Origin of the sequence: Streptomyces sp. (assembly GCF_035563135.1) — a bacterium.
Taxonomy (GTDB): domain Bacteria; phylum Actinomycetota; class Actinomycetes; order Streptomycetales; family Streptomycetaceae; genus Streptomyces.
Genome location: NZ_DATMVN010000177.1, coordinates 1 through 12700, shown reverse-complemented (window position 1 = coordinate 12700; position 12700 = coordinate 1). Strand labels below are relative to the sequence as shown.

Below are 12700 nucleotides of genomic sequence, written 5' to 3'. Positions count from 1 at the left end.
GCGCCGCCCGCATCGCGAGGCCGTCGCTCCAGGCGTGCCGGTGCTGGGCCGAGATCGGGGCGGCGAGACCGCGCCGCAGATTCTCCAGCGTCCCGCGCTCGCTGAACCCCGCGCCCCGGAACGGGCCCTCGTCCAGATCGGCGATCCAGTGGTGCCAGGCCCGCTCGACGTGTGCGACGGTGAGAGCCGAGCCGTGTCTGGCCAGCAGGAGCCCGGAGAAGATCGCGTACTCGGTGTCGTCCGTCCCGGCCGGATCGTCGCTGACGAAGCCCTCGATACGGCCCCAGCGGCGGCGGATCTCCGAGGGGCGCATGTTCTCGGCCGGTGCTCCCAGCGCATCCCCCACCGCGAGCCCGAGCAGCGCCCCCCTGGCCCTGTCGCCTGTGCCCGTCCCCGGACCGTCCGCCATGAGCTCCATCGTGCCGACCCTTCGCTCTCATCCGGAAGACCCGGAGGACCCGGAACGCTCGGATGTACGAGGTTTCCCCGATCGTGTCGAAGGGAGGCGCGCATTTCGTACAAATAGGCCACCTGGGTGAGGCCGTCGTGGCAGGTAAGTTCGGCCTTCCTTGCTGGCGGGAGGCCTTTTTCGTGCGTAGTTTCGACGGTGCGGAGCGGGAGAGGAACCACGGGTCCGCTCCCGGAAAAGGGGAGAGCTGTGTCCATCATCGAGACCGACGCCGTACTGCACGAGGCCCACCGGGACAACCACACCCACCGTGACGTCAACGGCGGCTGGCTGCGGCCCGCGGTGTTCGGCGCCATGGACGGTCTCGTCTCCAACCTCGCCCTGATGACGGGCGTCGCCGGAGGGGCGGTCTCCCAGCAGACCATCGTCATCACCGGACTGGCCGGGCTGGCCGCCGGAGCGTTCTCGATGGCCGCGGGGGAGTACACCTCCGTCGCCTCGCAGCGCGAACTCGTCGAGGCCGAGCTCGCCGTCGAGCGGCGCGAGCTGCGCAAGCACCCCAAGGACGAGATGCGGGAGCTCGCCGCGCTCTACGAGTCCCGGGGCGTCGAGCCCGCGCTCGCCCGGGAGGTCGCGCGGCAGCTGTCCAGGGACCCGGAGCAGGCTCTCGAGATACACGCCCGCGAGGAGCTGGGCATCGACCCGGGCGATCTGCCCTCGCCGCTCGTCGCCGCCGTGTCCTCCTTCGGCGCCTTCGCCCTGGGCGCCCTGCTGCCCGTCCTGCCCTACCTGCTCGGCGCCGGCCAGCTGTGGCCCGCCGTGCTGCTCGCCCTGGCCGGCCTGTTCGGCTGCGGCGCGGTGGTCGCCAGGGTGACGGCGCGCACCTGGTGGTTCAGCGGACTGCGCCAGCTCGTGCTGGGCGGCGCCGCCGCGGCGATCACGTACGGGCTGGGCTCGCTGTTCGGCGTGGCCGTCGGCTAGAGGGGCGGCAGTGACTGCGGCGGGAGCCGCGGACAGCTCCCGTGACAGGGTCCCGCCGGTGTACGGCGAAGGCAGGCCCCGGCACGGGACCTGCCTTCGCCGCTTCCTTCCGCGCAGCCGCTACCGCACGCTGGCGAAGCTCTTCCAGCCGGTGCCGATCTTGACGCCGGAGCCGATGCCGCCGGTGCCGTTGCCGGCGTAGCGGTACAGGTCACCGGTCGTGGTGCGGCCGAGGATGTCGTCCTTGCCGTCGCCCGTGAGGTCGCCGATGCCGACGAAGTCGGCCATGCCGCCCCAGCCGGTGCCGATCCTGGTGCCGGAGGAGATGGTGCCCTTGCCGGTGCCGTAGTAGCGGTACAGGTCGCCGTTGGTGGTGCGGGCGACGATGTCGGCGTGCTTGTCGCCGTTGAGGTCCCCCGCGCCGACGATGGTGAGGGACTTCCAGCTGGTGCCGATCCTGCCGGCGGAGGTGAGGACGCCGCTGCCGGTACCCGTGAACAGGTGCAGGTCACCGGTCGCGGTCTCGCGGGCCACCAGGTCGGGCAGCCCGTCCGAGGTGAAGTCGCCGGAGTAGGTCAGGCCGTCGAAGGCCGCCCAGCCGCTGCCGACCCGCACCGACGGGGACCCGGGTGTCACGACGCTGCCCCGCTGCGGGGTGTACCGGTGGAGATCGCCCGATCCGTTCTTGACCAGGGTGTCGTTCGCTCCGTCCCCGTTGAGGTCTCCGAAGGGTATGAGCGTGGACGTCGTGGGCCAGGTCCCGCCGTCGGCCGTCGCCGACACCCTTCCGGACGCGTTGCCCTGGTACACGAGCAGCGAGCCGTTCGTCCCGCGCGCGTACAGGTCCGGGAAGCCGTCGTCACCGACGTAGTCCCGGCGCGTCGGCGGGGCGGCCGGCTTCGCGGCCCCCGTCGCCGTCGTCCAGACCTGCTCGATCGAGTGATAGTCAGGCGTCAGCCCGAGCTGTTCGTTCCATACGGCGACGGCACGGCCGTCCGCGCCGGTGGCGACGGAGCCCTGTGCGTGGAGGTCGGCCTCGCCCACGTACACAGGTTCACCCCAGGTGCCGCCGGAGCGCACCAGCGCCCACAGCTCACCTTCGAGTGTCGTCCACATGACCGCGAGCGAGCCGTCGTGGCCGATGTTCGGGCCCCAGAAGTGGAACATGGACTTCTCCGCCACCGTGCGGGGCTGTGACCATGTGCCGTCCACCGCGCGGGTCGCCGCCCGGATGAGGGCGATGTCGCTCTTCCACAGCGCCGTCACCCGGCCGTCGGGTTCCAGCTGCGGTGGTGAGGTGGAGCCCCTGTCCGGGTCGGCGGGGAGGTATTCGGTCCTGCCCCACGTCGTGCTGCCGGCCGGGCGGTAGACGAATGGGCGGGTGAGGCTGATCTCCGACCAGGTGACCATGGCCGCACCGTCGGCACTCGTCTGTACGTCGAGATCCAATGTCGACGAGCCGCTGGTCCTGATGATCCCGGGGGCACTCCAGCCGGCCGAGCCCGCCGCTCGGGTCGACACCCGCAGGGCTTCCGTCCCGAAGTCGGCCTGCCAGGCCACGGTCACCGCGCCGTCGCCCGCCACCGACGCGTCCAGCTCGTACACGCTCCCCCCGCCGACGTGGACCGCATCGGACCAGGCGGCCCCCGGTGCCGCCAGATCGGAGGCGTACACCCCCACGTCGGTCTCGTCCTCCCCGGGGGTCGGGTCGCCGTCCCAGACGGCGGTGAGCCGGCTGCCGGGCCCGCTCAGCAGTTTGAGGTCATTCGCGAAAGGCGCTGCCGTGATCGGTGCGGGTGCCGTCCACGCACCGGCGCCGGGCAGGAGTGTCGAGGTGCTGTGCGAGTCGAAGCGCTCCGTCGTGAAGCGGTCCCAGGAGACCGTGGCCGAACCGTCCTCACCGGCGACCAGGTGCACGTCGGACAGATGCTGCTGATCGGCGACGATCCGCACCGGGGCGTTCCACGCGGTGGCGTCGGCCGACCGGGTCGCACCCCACAGTTCCTGCGGGCCGTCCGCGGTGCCACGGGTCCACACCGTGACGGCGGTGCCGTCCGGGGTGACCTTCACACCCGGGCTGGTGTTCGCACTGTTCGTGCCGGTCAACGCGGAGGGCGCCTCCCACGTCCGTTCGGCCGCCGACGCCGCCGGAGCCGCCATGACGAGCGCCGTGGTGGCGCCCGCGCCGACGAGACCGAGCGCCGGCGCCATCGTCAGCGTAGGTACAAGAGCGATGCCGATGATCTTGGTTCTGCGCATGTGTATCCCCCCAGTCGTATGTCAAACGACACTGAAGCTAACAGGGGAAACCGCGCCTCACCAGCGGTTTAGCCCCTCGCGTTCGCATGTGGACGCAGGCGTGCGGGTGCCTCGGTGCATCACGCGCCACCCTCCCGCCGGGAGGGGGCAGGCCCTCACCGCGGCCTGCGGGCGCGCCTCCGGTGTGACGTACGTCGTGACGCACGCCTCTGGGCGGATCGGGGGGAGCGGCCTTAAAGTGAGACGCTATACAGCGCTACACATAAGTAGCCATTACTCGGCGGTTTCAATTCTGTGACCGCTGGGAAAGAGCCGTAGACACCGCAGGCAACGACGCCTGCTCTCTGCGGTCTCCGGACGACGAATCCTGGATCGTCCGCTCGTGACCCCCGTCGCCACGACTCCGTGGTGTCCGCATGTTGGAACACTCTTTCCGCTTTTTGAGAAGCGTCCCATCATGTAACCTGCACGAAATTTCGCAGAGGGCCAGCGTCGTCCCTCGGCACAGCACATGCCACGACGACGACGGGAGAGCCGATGCGTTCCGACGCCTGGTCGCCCATGGACGGTCGCCCTGTCCAGCAGGGGATGTACGACCCCCGTAACGAGCACGACGCCTGTGGTGTCGGGTTCGTGGCCACTCTGACCGGTGTGGCCAGCCATGAGCTGGTCGAGCAGGCGCTGACCGTGTTGCGCAACCTCGAACACCGCGGCGCCACAGGATCCGAGCCCGACTCGGGTGACGGCGCCGGCATTCTCCTCCAGGTTCCCGACGCCTTCCTCCGCGAAGAGGCCGCGTTCGAGCTCCCCGAGGCCGGCTCCTACGCCGTCGGCATCGCCTTCCTGCCCGCGGACGGGTCCACCGACTCCGTCAAGCAGATCGAGAAGATCGCCGCCGAAGAGGGCCTCGACGTCCTCGGCTGGCGCCAGGTCCCGGTCACGCCGGACATCCTCGGCAACGGCGCCCGCGCCACGATGCCCGAATTCCGCCAGCTGGTCGTCGCCGACGGCGAGAGCACCGGCATCGTCCTGGACCGCAAGGCGTTCGTCCTGCGCAAGCGCGCCGAGCGTGAGGCCGGGGTGTACTTCCCCTCGCTCTCCGCACGCACGATCGTCTACAAGGGCATGCTCACCACCGGGCAGCTGGAGCCGTTCTTCCCCGACCTCTCCGACCGCCGCTTCGCCACCACGGTCGCACTGGTCCACTCGCGCTTCTCCACCAACACCTTCCCGAGCTGGCCGCTCGCCCACCCGTACCGCTTCGTCGCGCACAACGGCGAGATCAACACGGTCAAGGGCAACCGCAACTGGATGCGGGCCCGTGAGTCGCAGCTCGTCTCCGACCTCTTCGGGGCCGAGAAGCTGGACCGGATCTTCCCGGTCTGCACCCCGGACGCCTCCGACTCCGCCTCCTTCGACGAGGTCCTGGAACTGCTCCACCTCGGCGGACGCTCGCTGCCGCACTCGGTGCTGATGATGGTCCCCGAGGCGTGGGAGAACCACGCGTCCATGGACCCGGCCCGCCGCGCCTTCTACCAGTACCACTCCACGATGATGGAGCCCTGGGACGGCCCGGCCTGCGTCACCTTCACCGACGGCACCCAGGTCGGCGCGGTCCTCGACCGCAACGGCCTGCGCCCCGGCCGCTACTGGGTCACCGACGACGGCCTCGTCGTCCTCTCCTCCGAGGTCGGCGTCCTGGACATCGACCCGGCCAAGGTCGTCCGCAAGGGCCGCCTCCAGCCCGGCAGGATGTTCCTCGTCGACACCGCCGAGCACCGCATCATCGAGGACGACGAGATCAAGGCGTCCCTGGCCGCCGAGAACCCGTACCAGGAGTGGCTGGAAACCGGCGAGATCGAGCTGGAGGACCTCCCCGAGCGCGAGCACATCGTCCACACCCACGCCTCGGTCACCCGCCGCCAGCAGACCTTCGGCTACACCGAGGAAGAGCTCCGCGTCATCCTCGCCCCGATGGCCCGCACCGCCGGCGAACCCCTCGGCTCCATGGGCACCGACTCGCCGATCGCCGCGCTCTCCGAGCGCCCCCGGCTGCTCTTCGACTACTTCACCCAGCTCTTCGCCCAGGTCACCAACCCGCCGCTGGACGCCATCCGTGAGGAGCTCGTCACCTCGCTGCGCTCCACGCTCGGCCCCCAGGGCAACATCCTGGAGCCGACCGCAGCCGCCTGCCGCGCCGTCACGCTGCCCTTCCCGGTGATCGACAACGACGAGCTGGCCAAGCTCATACACATCAACGCCGACGGCGACATGCCGGGAATGAAGGCCGCGACCCTCTCCGGCCTCTACCGCGTCAGCGGCGGCGGCGAGGCCCTCGCCGCCCGGATCGAGCAGATCACCACCGAGGTCGACACCGCCATAGAGGACGGCGCCCGCCTCATCGTCCTGTCCGACCGGCACTCCGACGCCGAGCACGCGCCGATCCCCTCGCTGCTGCTCACCTCGGCCGTCCACCACCACCTCATCCGCACCAAGCAGCGCACCCAGGTGGGCCTGCTGGTCGAGGCCGGCGACGTCCGCGAGGTCCACCACGTCGCGCTCCTGATCGGTTACGGCGCCGCCGCCGTCAACCCGTACCTCGCCATGGAGTCCGTCGAGGACCTCGTGCGCGCCGGTACGTTCATCGAGGGCATCGAGCCCGAGCTGGCCATCCGCAACCTGATCTACGCCCTCGGCAAGGGCGTCCTGAAGGTCATGTCCAAGATGGGCATCTCGACCGTCGCCTCCTACCGCGGCGCCCAGGTCTTCGAGGCCGTCGGCCTCGACGAGGCCTTCGTCGCCCAGTACTTCAACGGCACCGCCACCAAGATCGGCGGCGCCGGACTCGACGTCATCGCCAAGGAGGTCGCCGCCCGGCACACCAAGGCGTACCCCGCCTCCGGCATCGCGGCCTCGCACCGCGCGCTGGAGATCGGCGGCGAGTACCAGTGGCGCCGCGAGGGCGAGCCGCACCTGTTCGACCCGGAGACGGTCTTCCGCCTCCAGCACGCCACCCGTAACCGCCGGTACGACATCTTCAAGAAGTACACCGGCCGGGTCGACGAGCAGTCCGAGCGCCTGATGACGCTGCGCGGCCTGTTCGGCTTCAGGTCGGACCGCGAGCCGATCTCCATCGACGAGGTCGAGCCCGCAGCCGAGATCGTCAAGCGCTTCTCCACCGGCGCCATGTCGTACGGCTCCATCTCCCAGGAGGCGCACGAGACGCTCGCCGTCGCCATGAACCGGCTGGGCGGCAAGTCCAACACCGGTGAGGGCGGCGAGGACGCCGAGCGCCTCTACGACCCGGCGCGCCGCTCGTCCATCAAGCAGGTCGCCTCCGGCCGCTTCGGTGTCACCAGCGAGTACCTGGTCAACGCGGACGACATCCAGATCAAGATGGCGCAGGGCGCCAAGCCCGGCGAGGGCGGCCAGCTGCCCGGCCACAAGGTCTACCCCTGGGTCGCCAGGACCCGGCACTCCACCCCGGGCGTCGGCCTGATCTCGCCCCCGCCGCACCACGACATCTACTCCATCGAGGACCTGGCTCAGCTGATCCACGACCTCAAGAACGCCAACCCGGCGGCCCGCATCCATGTGAAGCTGGTCTCCGAGGTCGGTGTCGGAACGGTCGCCGCGGGCGTCTCCAAGGCCCACGCCGACGTCGTCCTCATCTCCGGCCACGACGGCGGCACGGGCGCCTCGCCGCTCACCTCCCTCAAGCACGCGGGCGGCCCCTGGGAGCTCGGCCTCGCCGAGACCCAGCAGACCCTGCTGCTCAACGGCCTGCGCGACCGCATCGTCGTCCAGACCGACGGCCAGCTCAAGACCGGCCGCGACGTCGTCATCGCCGCGCTGCTGGGCGCCGAGGAGTTCGGTTTTGCGACCGCGCCGCTCGTTGTCTCCGGCTGCGTCATGATGCGCGTCTGCCACCTCGACACCTGCCCGGTCGGCATCGCCACCCAGAACCCCGTCCTGCGCGACCGGTTCTCCGGCAAGGCCGAATACATCGTCAACTTCTTCGAGTTCATCGCCGAAGAGGTCCGCGAGATCCTCGCCGGGCTCGGCTTCCGCACGATCGAGGAGGCCGTCGGCCACGCCGAGTTCCTCGACACCGAGCGGGCCGTCACCCACTGGAAGGCACAGGGCCTCGACCTCGCGCCCCTCTTCCACGTGCCCGAGCTCCCCGAGGGCGCGGTGCGCCACCAGATCGCCGAGCAGGACCACGGACTGGCCAAGGCCCTCGACAACGAGCTGATCAAGCTCGCCGCCGACGCCCTCGGCGCCGACAGCGCCGAGGCCGCCCAGCCGGTCCGGGCACAGATCGCGATCCGCAACATCAACCGCACCGTCGGCACCATGCTCGGCCACGAGGTGACCAAGAAGTTCGGCGGTGCGGGCCTGCCCGACGACACCATCGACATCACCTTCACCGGGTCCGCCGGCCAGTCCTTCGGCGCGTTCGTCCCGCGCGGTGTGACGCTGCGCCTGGAGGGCGACGCCAACGACTACGTCGGCAAGGGCCTCTCCGGCGGCCGTGTCATCGTCCGCCCGGACCGCGGCGCCGACCACCTCGCCGAATACTCCACCATCGCCGGCAACACCATCGGCTACGGTGCGACCGGCGGCGAGCTGTTCCTCCGCGGCCGGACCGGCGAGCGCTTCTGCGTCCGCAACTCCGGCGCCACGGTCGTCTCGGAAGGCGTGGGCGACCACGGCTGCGAGTACATGACCGGCGGTCACGCCGTCGTCCTCGGTGAGACCGGGCGCAACTTCGCCGCGGGCATGTCGGGCGGCGTCGCCTACGTCATCGACCTCGACCTCGACAACGTCAACACCGGCAACGTCGGCGCCGTCGAGCTCCTGGACGACACCGACAAGCAGTGGCTGCACGACGTCGTGCGCCGCCACCAGGAGGAGACCGGATCCACGGTCGCCGAGAAGCTGCTGGCCGACTGGGACACCGCGGTCACCCGCTTCAGCAAGATCATCCCGTCCACCTACAAGGCAGTGCTCGCCGCCAAGGACGCCGCTGAGCTCGCCGGTCTCTCCGAGCAGGAGACCACCGAGAAGATGATGGAGGCGGCGACCAATGGCTGACCCCAAGGGCTTCCTGACCACCGGACGCGAAGTCGCCCGGACCCGTCCCGTCGGCGAGCGCGTCAAGGACTGGAACGAGGTCTACGTCCCGGGATCACTGCTCCCGATCATCAGCAAGCAGGCCGGCCGCTGCATGGACTGCGGCATCCCGTTCTGCCACAACGGCTGCCCGCTCGGAAACCTCATCCCCGAGTGGAACGACTACGCCTACCGCGAGGACTGGTCGGCGGCGTCCGAGCGGCTGCACGCCACGAACAACTTCCCGGAGTTCACGGGCCGCCTGTGCCCCGCTCCCTGCGAGTCGGCGTGCGTCCTCGGCATCAACCAGCCGCCCGTCACCATCAAGAACGTCGAAGTCAGCATCATCGACAAGGCCTGGGACAACGGCGACGTCACCCCGCAGCCGCCCGAGCGCCTCTCCGGCAAGACCGTCGCCGTCATCGGCTCGGGCCCGGCGGGCCTCGCCGCGGCCCAGCAGCTGACCCGCGCCGGCCACACCGTCGCCGTCTTCGAGCGCGCGGACCGCATCGGAGGACTCCTCCGCTACGGCATCCCCGAGTTCAAGATGGAGAAGTCGCACATCAACCGCCGCATCGAGCAGATGCGCGCGGAGGGCACCAAGTTCCGCACGGAGGTGGAGATCGGCAAGGACATCGACGCCGCCAAGCTCCGCCGCCGCTACGACGCCGTCGTCATCGCGGCCGGTGCCACCGTCTCCCGCGACCTGCCCGTCCCGGGCCGCGAGCTCAAGGGCGTGCACTTCGCGATGGAGTACCTCCCGCTCGCCAACAAGGTGCAGGAGGGCGACCTGACGGTCTCCCCGATCACCGCCGAGGGCAAGCACGTCGTCGTCATCGGCGGCGGCGACACCGGAGCCGACTGCGTCGGCACCGCCCACCGGCAGGGCGCGGCCTCCGTCACCCAGCTGGAGATCATGCCGCAGCCGGGCGCGGAGCGTAACGCCAACCAGCCCTGGCCCACCTTCCCGATGCTCTACAAGGTCACCTCCGCGCACGAGGAGGGCGGCGAGCGGCTGTACTCCGTCTCCACCACCCACTTCGAGGGCGACGAGGACGGCAACGTCCAGTCGCTCCACCTCATCGAGGTGGAGTTCAAGGACGGCAAGCTGGAGCAGAAGGCCGGCACCGAACGCGTCATCCCGGCCCAGCTCGTCACCCTGGCCATGGGCTTCACCGGAACCGACCAGGCCAACGGCCTCGTCCAGCAGTTCGGCCTGGAGCTCGACGAGCGCGGCAACGTCGCCCGCGACGAGAACTACGCGACCAACGTCGAGGGCGTCTACGTCGCCGGCGACGCCGGCCGCGGCCAGTCCCTCATCGTCTGGGCCATCGCGGAGGGCCGCTCCGCCGCGCGCGGCGTGGACCGCTTCCTGACCGGGACCAGTGCCCTGCACGCCCCGATCCGCCCGACGGACCGTTCCCTGACGGTCTGATCACGGCACACAGACGTCCCGTACAACGGCGTACGGAACTGAACGCGGCGCCTGCCCCGTCCCCGACCGGACAAGGGCGGGCGCCGCGGCGCGTCCGCGGGAGCACCGGACCAGGACGGCTCAGCCGGCCAGCGCCAGTGCCGACACGGCGGCCAGGGTGCCCGTCACCGACAGCACCAGACCGGTCCCGAGGAACCGGCCCATGCCGATCCGGGTCCCGTGCCAGCGGCACCGCTCGAACCACAGCAGCGTCGCCAGCGACGCCCACGGAGTGACCAGCGGCCCCGCATTGACGCCGATCAGCAGGGCCAGCAACTGCTCGTGGTTGCCCACCGGGACGGCCGCCTCGCCCGCCAGATAGGCCGGCAGGTTGTTCAGGACGTTCGACAGCCCCGCGCCCACCGCCGCCGACCGGAGCATCCCCGCGAAGCCGTCGTCCGAGCCGAGCGCGGACTCCAGCAGCCCGTGCAGGCCGTGTGCGCCGACCGTCTCCACCACCAGGAACATCCCCGGGACCAGCACCAGCAGCCGCCACGGCACCAGCGACAGCCGCAGCTCCTGCCTGCGCCGTACGGCGAACGCCGCCACGACGACCACCATCGCGGCCAGCGACGCCGACCAGAGCGGAACGTCCGCCACCAGGATCGCCAGCAGGAAGCCCGCACAGGCCACCGAGCAGATCCGCAGCAGGACGGGGTCCTCGGCCACCGGCGCCTCCGGCGGGGTGTAGCGGTCCTGCCCCTCGCCGCGGCGGCCACGCCGCCAGTAGAAGACCCACAGGCACACCGCCGTCACGGTGACCGACGCGAGCTGCGGCAGCCACATCACCGCGGCGAGACCCGACGGCGAGAGCGCCACCCGGTCCGCCGCCAGCAGGTTCGTCAGGTTGGAGACCGGCAGCAGCAGACTCGCCGTGTTGGCCAGCCACACCGTCGTCATCGCCAACGGCACCGCCGAGATCCCCAGCCGGGTGGCCAGCGCCAGCATGACCGGGGTGAGCAGCACCGCCGTGGTGTCGAGGTTCAGCGTGATCGTGGTGAGCGAGGCGAACAGCACGCACAGCCCGAAGAGCAGCGGGTAACGCCCCCGCCCCGCCCGCGCCACCCACGCCGCCACCACGTCGAAGACCTGCGCCCGGCCCGTCAGTTCGGCCATCACGATCACGGTGCCCAGGAACACCACCAGCGGCCCGACACGGCGCATCTCGTCCGCGGCCGGACCCGAGGGCAGCAGCCCGGTCGCCACTGCGAGCAGCCCCAGGGCCAGCAGGACCCCGGCGAGCCAGTCGAGCGGATGCAGCCGCCGGACGCTGCGGCGCATCCCTGGACCGGGCCCCCTGCCCTCCGGACTCCCGCCCTCCGGCCGCCCCGCCGCCGTATCCCTCACCATGGGGCGATGATCCCAGGAAGCGGACCCAGGATCCGGGGCCGGCGAGCTCACCGTCAGGCTCCGGTCAGCGCGGCCGTCCGCACGGCGACCACCGCGGCCAGCAGCAGGACCAGTACCACCCCGCCCGCCAGCTGCGCCGCCGACGTCCGCAGCCTCGCCGGCGCGTACGCGAGCCCGTAGGTCACCAGACCACCCGTCACCAGACCGCCGAGGTGCCCCTCCCACGAGGTGAACGCGGCGGAGAGGACCATCCACACCAAGAACCCCGCCATGAAGCGGTTGACCGCCCGCATGTCCCGGCCCAGGCGCCGGCTGATGACGTAGAAGGACGCCGCCAGGCCGAAGACCGCACCCGAGGCACCCACCGCGGTCGTCTCCGGCGACACCAGGTACACCAGCACCGAACCGCCCACCGCGGACAGCAGATACAGCGCCAGATACCGCGCCCGGCCGAGCTGCTCCTCGACGATCCGGCCGAGGTTCCACAGCGCGAGCATGTTGAAGAGCAGGTGCATCACACCGAACGACGCGTCGGGCGGCAGATGCAGGAAGGCGCCCGTCAGCAGCCGGTACCACTCCCCGTCGGCCACCCCCGCCAGCTCGAAGCCGGGATAGGTCTCGCCCTTGTAGTAGTACTGCCCGCCCGACGGATCGACCAGCACCGCCCCCAGCATCCCGAAACGGTCCACCGTCCCGGACCGCACCACCTCGACGACGTACGCGGCGACGTTCAGCGCCATCAGGACATACGTCACGACCGGAGCCGCAGCACCCGGCACCGCGCCGCCGAACAGCGAGCGGGCCTGACGGACCGAACGCCGCCCCTCCCGCACGCACTCCACGCAGTGATGCCCGACGGACGCCTCACGCATGCAGTCGGGACAGATGTACCGGTCGCAGCGCGTGCAGCGCACATACGTCTCGTACGACGGGTGGCGGTAACACGTGGTGGCGGCCTCCATGGCCGGCTCCTTCGTTCGTCGACGGGGAGGAGGGCCGCCGGGGGCGGCGGCGCTCAAGATAGCGAACGCCGGCGCACAGCGGCGCACCTGGGTACCGGGGCGCGATACGCCCGCAGCCCCCGCGGCCGCCGGGCAGGAGCCCGCGCCAGG

General features: G+C 70.9%; 7 protein-coding genes. 3 read left to right on the top strand and 4 right to left on the bottom strand.

All coding sequences use genetic code 11. The features are described from left to right. Nucleotides 1-409, bottom strand: a 409-nt coding sequence (locus tag VN520_RS07500) for an ADP-ribosylglycohydrolase family protein (RefSeq protein WP_325746068.1), incomplete at its 3' end; no start/stop codon positions are given. Nucleotides 410-658: 249 nt separating this feature from the next. On the opposite strand from VN520_RS07500, the gene VN520_RS07495 reads away from it, so the two are divergent. Next, entirely contained in the window at nt 659-1390 is a 732-nt protein-coding gene (locus tag VN520_RS07495; protein ID WP_325746067.1) for a VIT1/CCC1 transporter family protein, read from the top strand. Nucleotides 1391-1510: 120 nt separating this feature from the next. Here VN520_RS07495 and VN520_RS07490 read toward each other — a convergent pair whose 3' ends face one another. After that, nucleotides 1511-3649, bottom strand: a complete 2139-nt coding sequence (locus VN520_RS07490) for a VCBS repeat-containing protein (protein WP_325746066.1) — start codon at nt 3647-3649, stop codon at nt 1511-1513. A gap of 537 nt (nt 3650-4186) precedes the next feature. On the opposite strand from VN520_RS07490, the gene gltB reads away from it, so the two are divergent. Together gltB and VN520_RS07480 are read left to right on the top strand one after the other, a co-directional pair. Next, nucleotides 4187-8746 (top strand): glutamate synthase large subunit, encoded by a 4560-nt coding sequence (gene gltB, locus VN520_RS07485; protein WP_325746065.1) that lies wholly within the window; start codon nt 4187-4189, stop codon nt 8744-8746. Then, entirely contained in the window at nt 8739-10199 is a 1461-nt protein-coding gene (locus VN520_RS07480) for a glutamate synthase subunit beta (RefSeq protein ID WP_325746064.1), read from the top strand. Before gltB ends, VN520_RS07480 begins: the two co-directional genes overlap by 8 nt. Before the next feature lie 120 nt (nt 10200-10319). Here VN520_RS07480 and VN520_RS07475 read toward each other — a convergent pair whose 3' ends face one another. Further along, nucleotides 10320-11519 (bottom strand): SLC13 family permease, encoded by a 1200-nt coding sequence (locus VN520_RS07475; protein ID WP_325746063.1) that lies wholly within the window; start codon nt 11517-11519, stop codon nt 10320-10322. Between the two features lie 122 nt (nt 11520-11641). After that, on the bottom strand, nt 11642-12550 hold the full coding sequence (locus VN520_RS07470; protein WP_325746062.1) for a rhomboid family intramembrane serine protease: 909 nt from the start codon (nt 12548-12550) through the stop codon (nt 11642-11644). Between the last annotated feature and the right edge of the window lie 150 nt (nt 12551-12700).

Bases quoted from the DNA above. Each gene is read 5' to 3' on its own strand.
- VN520_RS07490 (WP_325746066.1), bottom strand. From the start codon at position 3,649: ATGCGCAGAACCAAGATCATCGGCATCGCTCTTGTACCTACGCTGACG.
- gltB (WP_325746065.1), top strand. From the start codon at position 4,187: ATGCGTTCCGACGCCTGGTCGCCCATGGACGGTCGCCCTGTCCAGCAG.
- VN520_RS07480 (WP_325746064.1), top strand. From the start codon at position 8,739: ATGGCTGACCCCAAGGGCTTCCTGACCACCGGACGCGAAGTCGCCCGG.
- VN520_RS07475 (WP_325746063.1), bottom strand. From the start codon at position 11,519: ATGCGCCGCAGCGTCCGGCGGCTGCATCCGCTCGACTGGCTCGCCGGG.
- VN520_RS07470 (WP_325746062.1), bottom strand. From the start codon at position 12,550: ATGGAGGCCGCCACCACGTGTTACCGCCACCCGTCGTACGAGACGTAT.